The organism is Pseudomonas sp. NIBRBAC000502773, assembly GCF_006517195.1.
GTDB lineage: Bacteria > Pseudomonadota > Gammaproteobacteria > Pseudomonadales > Pseudomonadaceae > Aquipseudomonas > Aquipseudomonas marginalis.
This window is the reverse complement of the sequence record NZ_CP041189.1, coordinates 3,909,644-3,927,838: the sequence shown is the minus strand read 5'-3', so window position 1 is coordinate 3,927,838 and position 18,195 is coordinate 3,909,644. Positions and strand designations below refer to the sequence as shown.

Annotated in this window: 15 protein-coding genes; 6 read left to right on the top strand and 9 right to left on the bottom strand. The window is 62.1% G+C overall.

Features of this window, described 5'->3' with window-relative positions; all coding sequences use genetic code 11:
• The first annotated feature begins 49 nt into the window (after positions 1–49).
• Positions 50–1,114 carry a tRNA epoxyqueuosine(34) reductase QueG gene (queG, locus tag NIBR502773_RS18020; RefSeq protein WP_065940871.1) on the top strand — a complete coding sequence of 355 codons (1,065 nt, stop codon included), beginning with the start codon at positions 50–52 and terminating at the stop codon, positions 1,112–1,114.
• On the opposite strand, the gene NIBR502773_RS18015 is transcribed toward queG, so the two are convergent.
• Together NIBR502773_RS18015 and orn are read right to left on the bottom strand one after the other, a co-directional pair.
• Complete coding sequence (locus NIBR502773_RS18015) at positions 1,111–1,725, bottom strand: trimeric intracellular cation channel family protein (protein ID WP_065940870.1); 615 nt, start codon at positions 1,723–1,725, stop codon at positions 1,111–1,113. The two genes, queG and NIBR502773_RS18015, sit on opposite strands and share 4 nt — an antisense overlap.
• A gap of 175 nt (positions 1,726–1,900) precedes the next feature.
• Positions 1,901–2,443: an oligoribonuclease gene (gene orn / locus NIBR502773_RS18010; protein WP_010213620.1), complete on the bottom strand. Its 543-nt coding sequence runs from the start codon at positions 2,441–2,443 to the stop codon at positions 1,901–1,903.
• A gap of 108 nt (positions 2,444–2,551) precedes the next feature.
• Between orn and rsgA the strand changes: the two genes are divergently transcribed.
• Positions 2,552–3,583, top strand: coding sequence for a small ribosomal subunit biogenesis GTPase RsgA (gene rsgA, locus NIBR502773_RS18005; RefSeq protein WP_141156598.1), 1,032 nt, complete (start codon positions 2,552–2,554; stop codon positions 3,581–3,583).
• Between the two features lie 49 nt (positions 3,584–3,632).
• Here rsgA and motB read toward each other — a convergent pair whose 3' ends face one another.
• Together motB and motA are read right to left on the bottom strand one after the other, a co-directional pair.
• Positions 3,633–4,655 carry a flagellar motor protein MotB gene (motB, locus tag NIBR502773_RS18000; protein WP_115486403.1) on the bottom strand — a complete coding sequence of 341 codons (1,023 nt, stop codon included), beginning with the start codon at positions 4,653–4,655 and terminating at the stop codon, positions 3,633–3,635.
• Positions 4,656–4,658: 3 nt separating this feature from the next.
• Positions 4,659–5,510: a flagellar motor stator protein MotA gene (gene motA, locus NIBR502773_RS17995; protein ID WP_003171338.1), complete on the bottom strand. Its 852-nt coding sequence runs from the start codon at positions 5,508–5,510 to the stop codon at positions 4,659–4,661.
• 167 nt (positions 5,511–5,677) lie between these two features.
• Between motA and NIBR502773_RS17990 the strand changes: the two genes are divergently transcribed.
• Genes NIBR502773_RS17990 through asd form a run of 3 tightly spaced genes read left to right on the top strand, consistent with a single transcriptional unit; the run spans position 5,678 to position 8,964 of the window.
• On the top strand, positions 5,678–7,213 hold the full coding sequence (locus tag NIBR502773_RS17990) for an HDOD domain-containing protein (RefSeq protein ID WP_141156597.1): 1,536 nt from the start codon (positions 5,678–5,680) through the stop codon (positions 7,211–7,213).
• Between the two features lie 58 nt (positions 7,214–7,271).
• Complete coding sequence (locus NIBR502773_RS17985; protein WP_027604911.1) at positions 7,272–8,087, top strand: rhodanese-like domain-containing protein; 816 nt, start codon at positions 7,272–7,274, stop codon at positions 8,085–8,087.
• Between the two features lie 16 nt (positions 8,088–8,103).
• Positions 8,104–8,964 carry an archaetidylserine decarboxylase gene (asd, locus tag NIBR502773_RS17980; protein ID WP_003171334.1) on the top strand — a complete coding sequence of 287 codons (861 nt, stop codon included), beginning with the start codon at positions 8,104–8,106 and terminating at the stop codon, positions 8,962–8,964.
• Between the two features lie 49 nt (positions 8,965–9,013).
• Here asd and serB read toward each other — a convergent pair whose 3' ends face one another.
• Positions 9,014–10,228 carry a phosphoserine phosphatase SerB gene (gene serB / locus NIBR502773_RS17975; protein ID WP_027604912.1) on the bottom strand — a complete coding sequence of 405 codons (1,215 nt, stop codon included), beginning with the start codon at positions 10,226–10,228 and terminating at the stop codon, positions 9,014–9,016.
• A gap of 133 nt (positions 10,229–10,361) precedes the next feature.
• Between serB and NIBR502773_RS17970 the strand changes: the two genes are divergently transcribed.
• On the top strand, positions 10,362–11,894 hold the full coding sequence (locus tag NIBR502773_RS17970) for an AhpA/YtjB family protein (protein WP_115486407.1): 1,533 nt from the start codon (positions 10,362–10,364) through the stop codon (positions 11,892–11,894).
• 169 nt (positions 11,895–12,063) lie between these two features.
• Here NIBR502773_RS17970 and NIBR502773_RS17965 read toward each other — a convergent pair whose 3' ends face one another.
• The 4 genes from NIBR502773_RS17965 to parE all read right to left on the bottom strand — a co-directional run bounded on the left by NIBR502773_RS17965 (position 12,064) and on the right by parE (position 18,185).
• On the bottom strand, positions 12,064–12,774 hold the full coding sequence (locus NIBR502773_RS17965; protein ID WP_027604914.1) for a membrane integrity-associated transporter subunit PqiC: 711 nt from the start codon (positions 12,772–12,774) through the stop codon (positions 12,064–12,066).
• Between the two features lie 173 nt (positions 12,775–12,947).
• The gene (gene parC, locus NIBR502773_RS17960) at positions 12,948–15,212 is read right to left on the bottom strand and encodes a DNA topoisomerase IV subunit A (RefSeq protein ID WP_141156596.1); all 2,265 of its coding nucleotides are present in this window, start codon (positions 15,210–15,212) and stop codon (positions 12,948–12,950) included.
• A gap of 73 nt (positions 15,213–15,285) precedes the next feature.
• Entirely contained in the window at positions 15,286–16,281 is a 996-nt protein-coding gene (locus NIBR502773_RS17955) for an esterase-like activity of phytase family protein (protein WP_115486409.1), read from the bottom strand.
• The gene (gene parE, locus NIBR502773_RS17950; protein ID WP_141156595.1) at positions 16,281–18,185 is read right to left on the bottom strand and encodes a DNA topoisomerase IV subunit B; all 1,905 of its coding nucleotides are present in this window, start codon (positions 18,183–18,185) and stop codon (positions 16,281–16,283) included. Before parE ends, NIBR502773_RS17955 begins: the two co-directional genes overlap by 1 nt.
• Positions 18,186–18,195 lie beyond the last annotated feature (10 nt).

Sequence of the window (18,195 nt, the reverse complement as noted above, 5' to 3'; positions counted from 1 at the left end):
CGATGTCTGGCAGAATTATACGCATCTAACCTGTGGTTTCCCGTGTCTCATGCCCGCTATTACCTCCGATCTGCCCGCCCTCGCCCAATCGATCAAAGACTGGGGCCGCGAGCTGGGCTTTCAACAAGTCGGCATCAGCGGCCTGGACCTGGCCGAGCATGAACAACATCTGCAACGCTGGCTCGACGCGGGCTACCACGGCGAGATGGACTACATGGGCGCCCATGGCAGCAAACGCTCGCACCCGGACGAACTGGTGCCGGGTACCCTGCGCGTGGTGTCGCTGCGCATGGATTACCTGCCCGGCGACACGCAGATGGCGCAACTGCTGGCAAAACCGGAAAAAGCCTACATCTCCCGTTATGCCCTGGGCCGCGACTACCACAAGCTGATCCGCAAGCGCGTGCAGCAGTTGGCCGACCGCATCCAGGCGCAGATCGGCCCTTTCGGCTTTCGCGCCTTTGTCGACAGCGCGCCCGTGCTGGAAAAGGCCATTGCCGAACAAGCCGGCCTTGGCTGGATCGGTAAAAACACCCTGGTGCTCAATCGCAAGGCCGGCAGTTATTTCTTCCTCAGCGAACTGTTTGTCGACTTGCCGCTGCCCGTGGATCCCCCCCACGCCACCGAGCACTGCGGCCGCTGCACCGCTTGCCTGGACATCTGCCCGACCAATGCGTTCGTCGGTCCCTATGTACTGGACGCACGACGCTGTATTTCCTACCTGACCATCGAACTCAAGAGCGCAATCCCGGAAGACCTGCGCCCGCTGATCGGCAATCGGGTATTCGGCTGCGATGACTGTCAGATCGTTTGTCCGTGGAATCGTTTCGCACGCCCCACTGCCGAAAGCGATTTCAAGCCACGGCACAACCTGGATAACGCGGAACTGGCGGAGCTGTTCATGTGGGATGAGGATAAATTCCTCAGCAGTACCGAAGGCTCACCGTTGCGCCGTGCCGGTTACGAGCGCTGGCTGCGCAACCTGGCGGTGGGCCTGGGCAATGCGCCGTCTAGCATTCCGGTGCTGGAAGCCTTGAAGGCACGTCGGGATTACCCGTCGGAGCTGGTGCGTGAACATGTGGAATGGGCGCTGAACCAGCACGCATCGCGCTAGTGCACGTCGTCGTTGTAGATGAACTTGGGCATTTCCCAGTGAAAACGGATCGCCAGCAGGCGCAATAGAAAGCCGCTGAACAGGGTCAGTAGAATCGCCTGCTCGCTGGGCAGTTCCAGGTAGAGGCACAGCAGGTAGAACCAGGCGGCGAGGAATGACACGCTGGCATACAGTTCACGGCGGAAGATCAGCGGAATGTCGTTGCAGAAGATATCCCGCAGAATGCCGCCGAAGACGCCGGTGATCACCCCGCTGACCGAGGCCACCAGCATGCCGTGGCCCATTTCCAGGGCGGTCATGCAGCCGATCAAGGTGAACGCGACCAGGCCCACGGCATCCAGCGCGAGGAACAGCGAGCGCAGGCGACGCATCAAGGGTGCGATAAAGATCGTCACCAGCGCCGCGATGGAGGTCAGCACCAGGTATTCCGGATGCTTGACCCACGTCAGCGGGTAGTGGCCGAGCAATACGTCGCGTACCGAGCCGCCGCCCAATGCCGTCACGCAGGCGATCAGCACCACACCAAACCAGTCCATGCCGCGCCGGCCGGCGGACAACGCGCCGGTCATGGCTTCGGCGGTGATGGCGATGAGGTAGAGCATCAGCAGCATGAAGGCGATCCTTGTAGTGAGCGGGCTTGCCCCGCGCTGGGCTGCGCAGCAGCCCCAAATACTTGGCGATGATATCTATAGGGAAAAATGCGGCAACAGCAGTGGGGCCGCTACGCAGCCCAACGCGGGGCAAGCCCGCTCACCACAGAAAGCCCGGACACAGCAAGAAACCGTTTCAAGCCTTGATGAAATGCTTGCGGTAATGCTGCAGCTCGGCGATCGACTCGCGAATATCATCCAGCGCCAGGTGGGTGCTGCCTTTATGGAAGCTGTCCTTGACCTCCGGCGCCCAGCGCGCAGCCAGTTCCTTGAGCGTGGACACATCCAGGTTGCGGTAGTGGAAGTAGCTTTCCAGCGCTTTCATATGGGTATAAAGGAAGCGACGATCCTGGCAGATGCTATTGCCGCAGATCGGCGATTTGCCCTTGGGCACCCACTTCTCCAGGAAGGCAATGGTTTCGGCTTCGGCTTCGGCCATGCTGATGCGGCTGTCACGCACACGCTGGGTCAGGCCGGAGTTGCCGTGGGTGCGGGTGTTCCACTCGTCCATGGTGGCGAGCACGGCGTCGCTGTGGTGGATGGCGATCACCGGACCTTCGGCCAAGGTGTTGAGGTTGCTGTCGGTGACAATGGTCGCCATCTCGATGATGACGTCGGTGTCAGGGTTCAGACCGGTCATTTCCAGATCGATCCAAATCAGGTTCTGTGGGTTTTGCATGGCTTGATTCTCTTGGCACCTTGGCGTAGCTGCGCAGTTTAGCAGGCGGGGCCGTGCTAGACTCGCGACCGTTTTACCCAACCTTTGCATTATCGACACGGAACACCAATGGCCAAACGCCAGCTCAATCGTCGCCAAAACTGGCGCATCGAAAAGATTCAAGGTGAACGCGCCGCCCGCGCCGCCAAACGTGAATCCTCCGCCGTGGAAGCGCTCGAGGGCGGCGACCTGGGCCCCGAACAGACGGGCCTGGTAATCGCGCACTTCGGTGTGCAGGTCGAAGTCGAGGCGCTGGAAGGCGAACTCGCGGGCCAGGTGTTCCGCTGCCACTTGCGTGCCAACCTGCCTGCGCTGGTCACCGGCGACAAGGTGGTCTGGCGCGCAGGCAACCAGGGCATCGGCGTGATCGTCGCCCAACTGCCGCGCAACACCGAACTGCGCCGCCCCGACAGCCGTGGCCAGCTCAAGCCGGTAGCGGCCAACGTCGACATGATCGTGATCGTGTTTGCACCGCTGCCCGAGCCCCATGCCAACCTGATCGACCGCTACCTGGTGGCAGCCGAGCATGCCGGCATTCGCCCGTTGTTGCTGCTGAACAAATTCGACCTGATCGACGAGCAGAATGCCCCCGCGCTCAACGCGCTGCTGGCGGTCTACCGCACCCTGGGCTACCCGGTGCTGGAAGTCTCGGCCCATCACGGCAATGGCATGGAACAGCTGCAACAGCAGTTGGACGGACGTATCAGCGTCTTTGTCGGCCAGTCGGGCGTGGGTAAATCCTCGCTGGTCAATAGCCTGCTGCCGGAAGTCGATACCCGCGTGGGCCCGCTGTCGGAGCTGTCCGGCCAGGGCACCCACACCACCACCACGGCGCGGCTGTTCCACTTCCCGGGCGGCGGTGAGTTGATCGACTCCCCGGGCATCCGTGAATTCGGCCTCGGCCACGTCAGCCGCAGCGATGTGGAAGCGGGCTTTATCGAATTCAACGACCTGATCGGCACCTGCCGCTTCCGCGATTGCAAACACGATCGCGAGCCGGGCTGCGCCCTGCTCAAGGCCCTGGAAGACGGCCGCGTGCAGCAGCAGCGAATGAACAGCTACCGGTCGATTATTGCGAGCTTGCCGGAAAGCAGTTACTAAACTGGCGAAACAACAAGGCCGCGATCATCGCGGCCTTGTTGTATATGGCTTAGGAACCCGTCCCCGGCACCGTAGGATCTTTCACCCCACCATCATCAAACAGGTTCAGCTTCTGCCGCAGTTCATGGGCCGGCAATGGCTCCTGCCCTGGCGGGATGGCGTTAGGGTCGGCCGGCACTTCACCTGGCCCGCCCGCTCCCTGGGTTGGCACCGGCGGCGCGACATGTTGGTCACCTTCAATCGCACGCTGGGCCTTTTTGGTCAGCACGACGATATCGATGCGGCGGTTGATCGGGTTGAACGGATCCTTGGGATCAAACAGCTGCGAAGACGCAAAACCCACCACCCGTGCCACTTGCGGGTCCGGATAGCTGCCGGCCACCAGTGCTCGACGCGCCGCGTTGGCACGGTTGGCGGAAAGCTCCCAGTTGCCGAAGTCACCCTGGCCCGCGTAAGGCTTGGCATCGGTGTGGCCGCTGATGCTGATCTTGTTCGGCACCGCCTTGATGGTGTCGGCCATGGCCAGCAGGATGTCTTCAAAGTACGGTTTCAAGCGTGCGCTGCCAGAGTCAAACATCGGCCGGTTGGCGGCGTCGGTGATCTGGATACGCAAGCCATCCGGGGTGATCTCGAACGAAATCTGGTCCTTGAACTTCAGCAGTTGCGGGTTTTCCTCGACCTTGGTCTGCAACTCTTGCAGCAACAGTTCAAGACGCTCCTGCTCGACCTGCTCGGCCATGGCTTCGACGGTATCGCGCTCGATCGGGATTTTTTCCTGCGGTGCTTCGGTCTTGACTTCCGGGTTGATGGTGCGCTCAGGCGCCAGCTGCGGCGAACCGCCCAGGTCGATCACAAAGGGCGTGCCGCTTTCCGAGAAGCCAATCGGGTCTTTGAAGTAGCCGGCAATGGCAATCTTCTGTTCGGGCGTGGCGGTGGACATCAGCCACAGCACCAGGAAGAACGCCATCATCGCCGTGGCAAAGTCGGCGAAGGCGATTTTCCAGGCGCCGCCGTGGTGCCCCGCAGCGAAGCGCTTGACGCGCTTGATGATTATCGGCTGGTTGTTTTCCATGGCTTAGCGACCGCGAACCGCTTGTTCCAGCTCGGCGAAACTTGGGCGATGCTTCGGGTACAACACCTTGCGACCGAACTCCACCGCCAACGAAGGCGGCATGCCGGAAGCGGACGCCACCAGACTGGCCTTGATCGATTCGTACAGGTTGATTTCTTCCTTGGCGTCGTGGGCCAGGGAGGTCGCCAGCGGGCCGAAGAAGCCGTAGGCCGCGAGAATACCGAAGAAGGTACCCACCAGCGCCGCACCTACGTGCATGCCGATAGCCGCCTGGTCACCTTCGCCCAGGGAGGCCATGGTTACCACGATACCCAGTACCGCCGCGACGATACCGAAGCCGGGCATGCCGTCGGCTACACCGGTCACGGCATGGGAAGGATGCTCCAATTCTTCCTTGAGGCTGAACAATTCCATGTCGAACAGGCCTTCAAGCTCATGGGGAGCCATGTTGCCGGAGGACATGATGCGCAGGTAGTCGCAGATGTAGGCGGTCATGCGCTCATCTTTGAGCACGGCCGGGTACTTGGCGAAAATCGGGCTGGCCGCGGCGTCTTCGATGTCGGCCTCGATGGCCATCATGCCTTCGCGGCGGCTCTTGTTGAGGATCTCGTAAACCAGGCCCAGCACTTCCAGGTAGAACGTGTGGGTGAAGCGCGAACCGAACATGCTCAGCGACTTCTTGATCACGTGCATGGTCATGTAGCCGGGGTTCGCCTGCAGGAAGGCACCCAATGCCGCACCACCGATAATCATCACCTCGAAAGGCTGGATCAGTGCCGCAATTTTACCGTGGGACAGGACGTAGCCGCCGAGCACGCTCGCGAAGACGACGATAATGCCGATAATTTTAGCCATAGGAGATGAGTACTTGCGCCGTCGGGTTCATGGACATATTTGGGGGAACTGGAAAACTCTTGTTCTACTTATCGGCAAAACTGCGCCAGACTATAGCCCGTTAAGGCGAAAAGCCAGTTCGGCCCGCTCCGGGTGTGTTGACCGCAAGTGATGATCGCGCCCCAATCATGGCTAATGAAACGACAGTCCCAACTGCAAAACCTGCTTCTCTAGCCGCTTGGATCAAGCGCCTGGACGAAGTGCTGCTGCCTGTTCCACAGGCCAGCCATGACCGCGTGTGCAAAGCCATCCGCGATAGCCGCAGTTCGTTGCGAGATATTGCCGAGCTGATGCAAAACAGCCCGGCCCTCGTACTCAGCGTCATGCGCGAGGCCAACAGCCACACCCATGGCAGCCTGACGGCGCCGGCGGAAAACCTCGAAGTGGCGCTTAACCGCCTGGGCCTCAAACGCGCCGAGGAACTGCTGGCACGCCTGCCGTCGGTGCCGGCCCATGAAATTCCCGTAGCGCTGCGCCAGCTGTTGCTGGTCAGCCAGCACGCCTCGCAACAAGCCAATGGATTGTTCGGCAGTCGCCTGGCGCGGCTGTGGCAGGACATTCACTGGGGCAGCCTGCTGTTTCTTTCACCGCTGTGGCCGATGGCCGTTGCCTACCCCAAGCTCCTGGAAGAATGGGAACTGCGGGTCATCCACAAGGGCGAGTCGGCACGCAAGGTCGAACAGGCATTGTTCGGCGTGCGCCTGCTGGACCTGTGCCTCGGCCTGACCGAGACCTGGCACCTGCCGATCTGGGTATCCCAGGGGTATACCTTGCTGCGGACCGAGCAGCGCTTGCTGGTCAAGGCCCTGCACATCGCCCGCGAAGACGACCCTCTTCGTCACCAGCAATTGCTCGACGCCGATCCCAACCTGCGCCGCTGGTTGAATCAGCCAGCCAATACGGTGCTGCTGGCCAACGGCCTGGCGATGTCGGCCCAGGAGTCCTGGACCTGCCCGCACACCCAGCGCTGGCAGTACCTCACCGCGTTGTACCTGCAACAGCCCCTGGGCGAGGTGCAGCAACAGGTGCACCAGCAAGCCGTCACCAGCGCTCGCAGCACCTTGATGCCCGACCTCTGGCACCCGGCGCTGTCGCTGATCTGGCCGTGGCATGTGCACAAGATTCATCGCGGCCTGCTGCCTGCACCACCGCCCACCGCCGAAGCCCTGGCTGTCTGGCGCAAGCGTTGTACCGAACTGCTGGTAGAGCCGAGCCGCTTTGCCAACGCCATGCATTTGACCACGTGCGCCAAGGAGGCCCTGGTGGCCAGCGGCATGCAGCGCGTCATGCTGTTCATGGCCGATCGTGCCCTGAGCACCTTGCGCGTACATCAGGCCGACGGCCTGCCGAAGGACGCCGCCAACCTGAGCCTGGATGTGGTCAACAGCACGCTGCTGCAGCGCCTGCTGGAAAAGTCCGCCCAGGTGCGCCTCACACCGGAAAACCACGCCCAGTTCTCGGCACTGCTGCCGCCGATCCTGCGCCGCCTGTTCACCGGCGAGCACCTGTTGTTGCGGTCCATGAGCTGCAACGGTCGCGTGGTGATGGTGATGGTCGCCGACCAGGGCGGCGGGCCGTTCTCGGAAACCACCGTGCAGGCCTTCGGTAAAACCGCCCAATGCATCGAGAAAGCCCTGCACAGCTTTACCAACCGCAGCGCTTGATGCTTGCGCTACAATCGCCGTCCTTTAATCGCCAACATTTGTGCCCAGGAGACCTCACATGCCTGACTTCTCTGGCTTGCCGCTGGTGATCGAGTCCAGTGACCTGCTCGCTCAACTGGATGCCGAACACCTGATTCTGGTGGACCTCACCAGTGCCGCCCGCTACGCCGAAGGGCACATCCCCGGCGCGCACTTCGTTGACCCCAAGCGCACCCAGCTGGGCCAGGCGCCGGCACCCGGCCTGCTGCCCGGCAAGGCCGAGCTTGAGAAACTGTTCGGCGAACTGGGCCACACGCCCGACGCTACCTACGTGGTCTATGACGACGAAGGCGGGGGCTGGGCCGGGCGTTTCATCTGGATGCTCGACGTGATCGGCCACCAGAAATACCACTACCTGGATGGCGGCCTGCTGGCGTGGCTGGAGGGCAAGCACCCGCTCTCCACCGACGTGCCCGCCCCGGCCGGCGGCCCGGTCAGCCTTACGCTGCACGATGGCCCCACCGCCACCCGCGAATACCTGCAAAGCCGTCTTGGGGCTGCCGACCTGGGCATCTGGGATGCCCGTGGCCCGCTGGAATACTCCGGCGAGAAAGTCCTCGCGGCCAAAGGCGGCCACATCCCCGGCGCGGTGAATTTCGAGTGGACTGCCGGCATGGACAAGGCGCGCAACCTGCGCATTCGCCGCGACATGCCGCAGATCCTCGAAGACCTCGGGCTGACCAAAGACAAAGAAATCATCACCCACTGCCAGACTCATCATCGCTCTGGCTTCACCTACCTGGTGGCCAAGGCGCTCGGTTATCCGCGAGTCAAAGGTTATGCCGGTTCCTGGGGCGAATGGGGCAACCACCCCGACACCCCCGTCGAGATTTAAGGTTTAAGGACAGTTAATGAAAAAGCAGTTGTTTATCCTCAGCCAGTACCTGCTGCCGCACCACCTGCTGTCGCGGTTGGCCGGCTGCATCGCCGAGTGCCGCGTGCGCTGGTTCAAGAATGCCTTCACCACGTGGTTCGCCAAGCGCTATCAAGTGGACATGTCCCAGGCCCTGGTGGAAGACGTGACCGCTTACGAGCACTTCAACGCCTTCTTCACCCGCGCCCTGAAAGACGGTGCCCGCCCACTGGACCAGACCCCTGGCGCCGTATTGAGCCCAGCCGATGGCGCAGTCAGCCAGCTTGGCCCCATCGAGCACGGTCGTGTGTTCCAGGCCAAAGGCCACAGCTTCAGCGTGCTGGAACTGTTGGGCGGCGATGCAGCGGTCGCCGCGCCGTTCATGGGCGGTGATTTCGCCACCATCTACCTGTCGCCGAAGGACTACCACCGTGTGCATATGCCTCTGGCCGGTACCCTGCGTGAAATGGTCTACGTACCTGGGCGGATTTTCTCGGTGAACCAGACTACCGCCGAAAACGTGCCGGAGTTATTTGCGCGTAACGAGCGCGTTGTCTGCCTGTTCGACACCGAACGCGGCCCGATGGCCGTGGTATTGGTCGGTGCGATGATTGTCGCGTCGATTGAAACCGTATGGGCCGGCCTGGTGACTCCGCCGAAGCGCGAGCTGAAAACCTTCCGCTATGACGAAGCTGCGCGCGCGCCGATTCACCTGGAGAAGGGTGCGGAACTGGGTCGCTTCAAGTTGGGCTCCACTGCGATCGTGCTGTTCGGGCCGGATCAGGTGAAGTGGGCTGAAGAACTGGTGGCGGGTTCGCCGGTGCAGATGGGCCAAGGCATCGCTTTACCTAAAGCCTGACGCCGAACCCAATGTGGGAGGGGGTTTGCTCCCTCCCACATTTAGTCAGTTACAACTGACCGTCGCGGTCGCGAAAACCCAGCAGATACAGCACGCCATCCAACCCCAGGGTAGAAATCGCCTGCTTGGCCGATTGCTTGACCAATGGCTTGGCACGGAACGCCACACCCAAACCGGCAATGGCCAGCATCGGCAGGTCGTTGGCGCCGTCACCGACCGCAATGGTCTGCTCCAGACGCAAACCTTCCTTGTGGGCCAGCTCCTTCAGCAGGTCCGCCTTGCGCTGCGCATCGACAATCGGCTCAACCGCGACGCCGGTCACCTTGCCATCCACCACTTCCAATTCGTTGGCGAACACATAGTCGATGCCCAGCTTGGCTTGCAATTGCTTGGCGAAGTAGGTGAAGCCACCCGACAGGATTGCCGTCTTGTAGCCCAGGCGCTTGAGTTCGGCAAACAGGGTTTCGGCGCCTTCGGTCAGGCGCAGCGACGCGCCGATGGAGTCCAGCACGCTCACGTCCAGGCCCTTGAGCAAGGCCAGGCGCTCCTTGAAGCTGGCGCGGAAATCCAATTCCCCGGCCATGGCGCGCTCGGTGATTTCGGACACCTGCTCACCCACGCCGGCCGCCTTGGCCAGTTCGTCGATGACTTCGGCTTCGATCAGCGTGGAGTCCATGTCGAACACCGCCAGACGGCGGTTGCGGCGGAACAGCGAATCTTCCTGGAAGGCGATATCGACATTCAGTTCCTGGGCCACGCTGAGGAATTCGGCGCGCAGGGCTTGCGGGTCGGCCGGCTCACCGCGCACGGAGAACTCGATGCAGCCCTTGCCCTTGTCGGCCGGGGTGTCCAATGGCATGCGCCCCGACAGACGGTCGATATGGTCGATGTTCAAACCATACTGCGCGGTAATGGAGCTGACGCGCTGCAGCTGTTCGGCGGTGACCTTGCGGGTCAGCAGCGTCACGATATGGCGCTTCTTGCCCTGGCCGGCCACCCACTGCTGGTAATCCGCTTCGGACACCGGGGTGAAACGCACCTGCTGATCGAGCTTATACGCCGTAAACAGGATGTCCTTGAGCACCGATGAGGCCTGCTCGGTGCTGGGGATTTCCACCAGGATGCCGAACGACAGCGTGTCGTGGATCACCGCCTGGCCGATGTCGAGAATGTTCACACCACCCTGGGCCAGAACGCCGGTAATGGCTGCGGTAAGACCTGGGCGGTCTTCACCAGTGATGTTAATCAGGACAATTTCGCGCAAGGCGCACCCCCAGGCTGGAAAAAAACCGCATTCTACCCACTTTCAGTGACCATCGGGCACAGCCAGCGCTTTGCCGGTCTGGGGCCTGTCGCTATACTGCGCGTCAACTTCACGGACCAAGAGCCGAGCTCAAGTGAACCGGCCCACGCCAGTAAAAACCGACAACTTCTTCCTGCTGATCTTCCGGGCACTGCGCCACCGCCGTGTACCGATCGCATTACGCATCGCCAGCCATAACGTGATCCTGGTCGCATTGGCCCTGGTGATCTACGCCTGCGTGATGGGTTTGCAATTCAAGCAGGCCATGCACGAGCAAGCCGACGCCCTGGGCGAGAGCCTGACCACGCAGACCGCCACTTCGGCGACTGAGCTGCTGGTGTCCAATGACATCCTCAGCCTCAACGTGCTGCTCAACAACCTGACCAAGAACCCGTTGGTGGCCCATGCCGCCATCTACAGCGTGGACAACCGCATCATGGCCGAAGCCGGGCAGCGCCCGAAAAACGGCCTGTTGGGCGAAGCCGAAGGCCTGTACCAGAGCAATATCACGTTTCAGGATGTTAAGGCCGGCCAACTGCGTATCAGCCTCGACATGCAGCAGTTCCAGCAGCCGATGACCATCAGCCTGCAAAGCATGGGCATCCTCAGCGCCATCCTGCTGGCATTGGCCCTGGCCCTGAGCCTGCGCCTGGGCCGGCATATCTCCACGCCGCTCATGCAACTGCGCATCTGGCTGCGGGACATCGACGAGCACACCCCGGCAACCGACCGCCAGGATGAAATCGGCGACCTTGCCCGCCAGCTGCACGCCAGCTTCGCCCCGGAACCGGTGGTGCCCGAGGTCGAGCCAGAGCCTGAATACGACGACACCGATTACGACGAAGAGCCCGAGTTCGAAGTGCGCAACCTGCGTGACCCGGGTTTCGACGAGCGTCCGCCGGTGGCGGGCCTCAAGCCTGCACCGCGCCATGCCTTCAAGGCCGAAGAAGACGAGCTGGACGATGAAGACCCCTTCGCCGACCTGCGCGATACGTCAGCCGACAGCCCCGCAATAGCCCCCAAGGCGGCGCCGGTACGCAGCAGCGAGCCGCAGTACAGCGCTGTGCTCGCCGTGCAATTGGGTGCCCAGGACCAATTGCGTCGCCTGCCCCGCGCACGCCTGACCGAACTGCTGGAGCGCTACCGCGACTGCCTCGACCAGGCCGCCTCCCTGTACCAGAGCGAACTGCACACCTTGAACGATGGCAGCACGCTGATGCTGTTCCACAGCGAAGACAGCGGCGAAGACTACCTGACCAATGCGATTTGCTGCGGTGAGTTGCTGCGCGCCCTGGGCCATGAACTGCAGATCGAAGTCGCCGACAGCGGCATCACCCTGCAACTGCAACTGGGCCTCACCGTGGGCGACGACCTGTTCGGCATGAGCCAGATCGACCTGCTGCTGACTGAAAACGCCCAGGATGCACTGGCCTTGTCCCAGCACAGCCGCAACCTGCTGCTGGTGGAGCGCAAGATCAGTGAAGACACGCTGATCCGCCAACGCGCGCGTATCCGCCCGATTGCCAGCCCCGAGGGGGCAAGCTGCGTGGAGCGGTTGATGGAACCGTATCCATCGATGCTGGAGCGGCAGTTGGCGCGGATGCATGAGACCCGCACAAAGCCCTGAAGCACACCGCCGGACTAATGTCTCCTGTAGGAGCGAGCTTGCTCGCTCCTACAGGAGACATTAGGGCTTGCCCCCTCCTACATTTGGATCTCAACAAGCCTCAAGTCAATCGCAGATAAGCAAAAAGGCCCGCTGAATCAGCGGGCCTTTTGTTTATCTTCGATTCAGATCAGAACCTGAACACTTCCATATCCGTACGGATCGGCGTAGCCATCGGCATCTTCGGCTTTTGCGGCTCTGCCGGCTTGGCCTGTACCGGGGCCGACTTACGAGGCGCTTCGGCGATGGGGGGCTGGTTGGCCAGGGGCTTGAGGGCCACCGACAACTGTTGCGCCAATTGCTGCAGCAGCACGCCCTGGGCCTGAACCTGGGACGCGGTGGTGCCGGCATGTTCTTCCTGCAGGTGCACGATGCGGTTATCACGCACCTGGCCGCGACGGTCGATCAAGCGCCATTGCGCATCGAGGATCGCCGGTTGCGATTTACCGGAGTCGAGCCGGGTAATGGTCAGCAAGACCTGCACATCCGGGCTGAAGCCGGTGGGCGCAGGTGCCAGGACCACACGCTGGCTGTCCAACTGACCGGCCACCTGACGTAACATCAACTGGTTGATGTCAGACGATAAACTGCCTGCCCAACGACCATCGGTGGAACCTTGCAGGCTTCCATCGTTCTGACGTTGCAGCAGGGTTTCGCGTTGCAGGTAGTCGGCGACGACCACCGGCCCGAGCAAAACGGCCATGCCAGCGGTCTGGGCTGGCTGAGCTGGACTTCCGCTGTCCAGCTGGTACAGCGACACAGGCTGGTGTGTGCTGCAACCCGCCAACCCCAAAAGGCCAGCGAGCATCAAAAATAGAGGAACGCGTGGAGCAGTCATCATCCCATCCAGGTGGCTGCCACAAGGCGAACCACAATGTAATACTAAAAATAACCTAAACACGCTCGGCCACGCCGGCGCTGGAAAGGCCATATCATCCGTGAATATGCGCCATGACTCCAGCGCCAAAGCGTCGATCTACGCTTTAAATCGTAGATCGAGGGCTCTAATACGCCTTAAACCGGCGTCTCCACCAGCAAAGCATCCACACGCTGGAAGCCGCGGGGCAGTTTATTACCGCGACGACCACGCTCGCCCTTGTAGTGCTCGAGGTCGTCAGGACGCAAGGACAACGTGCGTTTGCCGGCCTGGAGCACCAGGGTGGCACCTTCCGGGATCACCGCGATGTCGGTCACGTACTCTTCGCGACTGGCCACCCGCTCGCCGGGAATACCAATAATCTTGTTGCCCTTGCCTTTGCCCAACTGCGGCAGATCGCTGATCTTGAACACCAGCAAGCGCCCTTCGGTGGTCACCGACGCCAGCCAGTTGCCTTCGCGGTCTTCCACCGGACGCGGCAGGATGACCTTGGCGTTGTTCGGCAGGCTCAACAATGCCTTGCCCGCCTTGTTCTTGGCCTGCAGGTCTTCACCCTTGACCACGAACCCGTAGCCCGCGTCGGAAGCGATCACGTACAGCGACTCGTCATCCGGCAGCAGCACACATTCAAAATTCGCCCCAGGTGGCGGCGTCAGGCGACCGGTCAACGGCTCGCCCTGCCCCCGCGCCGATGGCAAGGTATGGGCCGGCACCGAATAACTGCGCCCGGTGGAGTCAATAAACACCGCAAACTGGTTGGAACGCCCGGCTGCAGCAGTTTTGAAGCCATCACCGGCCTTGTACGACAGGCCAGTGGCGTCAATATCATGCCCTTTGGCTGAACGAACCCAACCCTTTTCCGACAGAACGACGGTAATTTTCTCGTTCGGCAGCAGTTCGGTCTCTGTCAGCGCCTTGGCTTCGGCACGTTGCACGATTGGCGAACGGCGGTCGTCGCCATAGGTCTCGGCGTCCTTGATCAACTCGGTGCGCACCAGCTTCTTCAGCTTGGCTTCGCTGCCCAGCAGGGCTTGCAGCTTGGCTTGCTCCTTGAGCAGTGCGTCTTGCTCGTCGCGCAGCTTCATCTCTTCCAGGCGTGCCAACTGACGCAAGCGCGTGTCGAGGATGTAGTCGGCCTGGATCTCGCTCAGCTCGAAGCGCGCGATCAGCTCGGCTTTCGGGTGCTCGGCGGTACGGATGATGTGGATCACTTCATCCAGGTTGAGGTAGGCAATCAGCAAGCCGTCCAACAGGTGCAGGCGCCGTTCGACCTTGTCGAGGCGGAACTGCAGGCGGCGGCGTACGGTTTGTATCCGGAACTCCAGCCACTCGACCAGCAGGTTGCGCAGGTTCTTCAACTGCGGCTTGCCGTCCAGGCCGATGATGTTGACGTTGACGCGGTAGCTGGACTCCAGGTCCGTGCTGGCAAACAGATGCTGCATCAGCACTTCGTGGTCGACCCGGCTGTTGGTCGGGATGATCACGATGCGGCAGGGGTTTTCGTGATCGGACTCGTCACGCAAGTCAGCGACCTGGGGCAATTTCGATGGCTTGGCCTGCATCAGCGCGGCAATCTGTTCCAGCACCTTGGCACCGGACACCTGGTGCGGCAGAGCGGTGACGATAATGTCGCCGTCTTCGATGTGATACACGGCACGCATGCGCACTGAGCCCTTGCCGGTTTCGTACATCTTCAGCAGGTCGGCGCGCGGCGTGATGATTTCGGCTTCGGTCGGGTAATCCGGGCCCTGGATATGCTCGCACAACTGCTCGACCGTGGCCTTGGGCTCATCCAGCAAGCGTACGCAGGCGGTGGCGACTTCGCGCAGGTTATGCGGAGGTACGTCGGTGGCCATGCCGACCGCGATACCGGTGGTGCCATTGAGCAGGATATTCGGCAAACGTGCGGGCAACACCAGGGGCTCGTCGAGAGTACCGTCAAAGTTCGGCCCCCAGTTCGCGGTACCCTGGCCCAGTTCGCTGAGCAACACTTCCGAATAGCGCGACAGGCGCGCCTCGGTGTAACGCATGGCCGCAAACGACTTGGGATCATCCGGCGCACCCCAGTTACCCTGGCCGTCGACGAGGGTGTAGCGGTAGCTGAACGGCTGGGCCATCAGCACCATGGCTTCGTAGCACGCCGAATCGCCGTGGGGGTGGAACTTACCGAGCACGTCACCGACGGTACGCGCCGACTTCTTGTGCTTGGAATCGGCGTCCAGGCCCAACTCACTCATGGCGTAGATGATGCGCCGCTGTACGGGCTTGAGGCCGTCGCCGATATGCGGCAAGGCACGGTCCATGATCACGTACATGGAGTAGTTGAGGTAGGCATTTTCGGTGAAGTCAGCCAGCGACCGGCGTTCTACGCCATCTAAGCTGTCTGCGAGGATGTCACTCATGCGGGCCTCATCATTGTTTGGTAAGGCGCAGCGGAAATGCCGCCGCGCCGGATCGATTCAAAAAAGTAGCGGCTCATGGCTGGGCGCTCCAGCCGCCGGCGGGGGCGGCGAAACGATAGACCATGGGGCGTTTTTCACCATCGGCGCGGGGGCCGAAATTATTGTCGATGCCCAGCCAGGCACCGTCTGCGTCCACCACCAGGGCTTCGGCCAGGCCATAGGGCTGGGCGTAACGCCGCTCGGGCGTCAGGGTTTCGTCGGCGAACGACCAGCACAGCTCGACCTTGGCCGTAACCGTATCGCGCCGGCAGATCTGGAACGCATTGCGCTCCAGGGTAAACAGCTTGCCGTTGAACAGTGACAGATCGGCGAAATCCTTGGACACCGCCTTGGCACCGACGAACTTGGCCGGCTGCATCTCCTGGCCGGCCTCGCTCAGCAACACGCAAGGGCCGTCGCAATCCCACAGGCTTTGCGGGCGCTTGATGGAGATGAGGCCGCGCCGCTCACGCTCCGCAGCCAGCCAGAGCTGATTGCCCTCGGGGTTGATTGCCAGGCCTTCGAACAACGCATTGAAGTGCAGCAACATGCCACTGGCCCGGGCTTCACGCACCATGCCCGGGGCGATCTTCAACCATTCAGGCGCACCGCTCACCGGCACTTGCAGCACCGCCGCATGGGCTTCGCTGACAATGTAGCGATTGCCGACGGCATCGCAGGTGATGCCTTCGAAATCCAGGTCGCCGCCGCGAATGAACGACGCAGCCTTGGTGCGCGAACGCAGCCCCCAGGGCAACCCGGATTCCGGCACCGGCGGCACATCGATGCTTACCGCTTCGGCTTGCCAGGTCGGCGTACGGGTATCGAGACGGTAGATCTGGTCGTCATCGCGGTCGGAAACCGTCCACAGCTCCTTGCCACACAGCGCCAGGCCCGAGAGGTTCCCGCCGCGCATGCCGTCCACCGGGTGTTCGGACACCAGCTTGAGCTCAGCCACGGGCGCGGCAACTACCGAAGTGGCCGCCAGCCCGCTCAACATCAGGATCGCCAGGGCGAAACCTGTGCGCATCAGCCCAGGACCTCAGCGAGGTTGCCCTTGGATTCCAGCCAGGACTTGCGGTCCGGCGCGCGTTTCTTCGCCAGCAGCATGTCCATCATTTCCGAGGTGGCGGCGAAGTCTTCCAGGGTCAACTGCACCAGGCGCCGGGTGTTGGGGTCCATGGTGGTCTCACGCAGTTGCGGCGGGTTCATTTCACCCAGGCCCTTGAATCGGGTGACCTGCGGCTTGCCACGCTTCTTCTCGGCCACCAGGCGGTCGAGAATGCCATCGCGCTCGGCTTCGTCCAGGGCGTAGAAAATTTCCTTGCCCAGGTCGATCCGGTACAGCGGCGGCATGGCGACGTAGACGTGACCGGCATCCACCAACGGACGGAAGTGCTGTACGAACAACGCGCACAGCAGGGTCGCGATATGCAGGCCGTCGGAGTCGGCGTCGGCGAGGATGCAGATCTTGCCGTAGCGCAGCTGGCTCATGTCGGCTGCGCCTGGGTCGACGCCGATGGCCACGGCAATGTTGTGCACTTCCTGACTGGCAAGGACTTCGCTGCCATCGACTTCCCAGGTATTGAGGATCTTGCCGCGCAACGGCAGGATCGCCTGGAACTCCTTGTCCCGCGCTTGCTTGGCGGAACCACCGGCGGAGTCACCTTCGACCAGGAACAGCTCGGAGCGCATCGGGTCCTGCCCGGCGCAATCGGCCAGCTTGCCCGGCAATGCCGGGCCCTGGGTAATACGCTTGCGCTCGACCTTCTTGCTGGCCTTGAGGCGACGGCCGGCGTTGTTGATCGCCAGTTCCGCCAGGGCCAGGCCCAGCTCCGGGTGCTCGTTGAGCCACAGGCTGAAGGCATCCTTGACCACACCGGAGACAAACGCCGCCGCTTCGCGGGACGACAGGCGCTCCTTGGTCTGGCCGGAGAACTGCGGCTCCTGCATTTTCATCGACAGCACGAACGCAATGCGCTCCCACACGTCTTCCGGCGCCAGCTTCACGCCACGGGGCAGCAGGCTGCGGTATTCACAGAATTCGCGCATGGCATCCAGCAGGCCCTGGCGCAGGCCGTTGACGTGGGTGCCGCCCTGGGCGGTGGGGATCAGGTTGACGTAGCTTTCCTGCACGCTGTCGCCGCCTTCGGGCAACCACAGCAGCGCCCAGTCGACGGCTTCCTTGTTGCCGGCCAGGCTGCCGCAGAACGGCTCATTGGGCAGGCGCTCGAAATCGCTGACGGAATCTTCCAGGTAGGAGCGCAGGCCGTCTTCGTAATGCCACTCGACTTTCTCGCCAGTGCCTTTGTCTTCAAAGGTCACCAGCAGGCCCGGGCACAATACGGCCTTGGCCTTGAGCACGTGTTTGAGGCGGCTGACGGAGAATTTCGGCGAATCGAAATACTTAGGGTCCGGCGCGAAGTACACGCTGGTGCCGGTGTTGCGCTTGCCGACGGTACCGATGACCTGCAGGTCGGTGGCTTTATAGCCATCGGCGAAGGTCATCTCGTACTCGTTGCCGTCGCGCTTGACCTTGACCCGCACCAGCGTGGACAGGGCGTTGACCACGGAAATACCCACACCGTGCAAGCCACCGGAGAACTGGTAGTTCTTGTTGGAGAACTTGCCGCCGGCGTGCAGCTTGGTGAGGATCAGCTCGACGCCCGACACGCCCTCTTCCGGGTGAATGTCCACCGGCATGCCGCGACCATCGTCGGACACTTCCAGGGAGTGGTCGGCGTGAAGAATGACGTGCACCGACTTGGCGTGCCCGGCCAAGGCTTCGTCGACGCTGTTATCGATGACTTCCTGGGCAAGGTGGTTCGGCCGACTGGTGTCGGTGTACATGCCGGGGCGTTTGCGCACCGGGTCGAGGCCCGAGAGGACTTCGATGGCGTCGGCGTTATAAGAGCTAGCGCTGGGAGTGGCCATGGGGTCTCGT

Coding starts and splice junctions, on each gene's coding strand:
- queG (WP_065940871.1), top strand. CDS start 50: ATGCCCGCTATTACCTCCGATCTGCCCGCCCTCGCCCAATCGATCAAA.
- NIBR502773_RS18015 (WP_065940870.1), bottom strand. CDS start 1,725: ATGCTGCTGATGCTCTACCTCATCGCCATCACCGCCGAAGCCATGACC.
- orn (WP_010213620.1), bottom strand. CDS start 2,443: ATGCAAAACCCACAGAACCTGATTTGGATCGATCTGGAAATGACCGGT.
- rsgA (WP_141156598.1), top strand. CDS start 2,552: ATGGCCAAACGCCAGCTCAATCGTCGCCAAAACTGGCGCATCGAAAAG.
- motB (WP_115486403.1), bottom strand. CDS start 4,655: ATGGAAAACAACCAGCCGATAATCATCAAGCGCGTCAAGCGCTTCGCT.
- motA (WP_003171338.1), bottom strand. CDS start 5,510: ATGGCTAAAATTATCGGCATTATCGTCGTCTTCGCGAGCGTGCTCGGC.
- NIBR502773_RS17990 (WP_141156597.1), top strand. CDS start 5,678: ATGGCTAATGAAACGACAGTCCCAACTGCAAAACCTGCTTCTCTAGCC.
- NIBR502773_RS17985 (WP_027604911.1), top strand. CDS start 7,272: ATGCCTGACTTCTCTGGCTTGCCGCTGGTGATCGAGTCCAGTGACCTG.
- asd (WP_003171334.1), top strand. CDS start 8,104: ATGAAAAAGCAGTTGTTTATCCTCAGCCAGTACCTGCTGCCGCACCAC.
- NIBR502773_RS17965 (WP_027604914.1), bottom strand. CDS start 12,774: ATGATGACTGCTCCACGCGTTCCTCTATTTTTGATGCTCGCTGGCCTT.
- parC (WP_141156596.1), bottom strand. CDS start 15,212: ATGAGTGACATCCTCGCAGACAGCTTAGATGGCGTAGAACGCCGGTCG.
- NIBR502773_RS17955 (WP_115486409.1), bottom strand. CDS start 16,281: ATGCGCACAGGTTTCGCCCTGGCGATCCTGATGTTGAGCGGGCTGGCG.
- parE (WP_141156595.1), bottom strand. CDS start 18,185: ATGGCCACTCCCAGCGCTAGCTCTTATAACGCCGACGCCATCGAAGTC.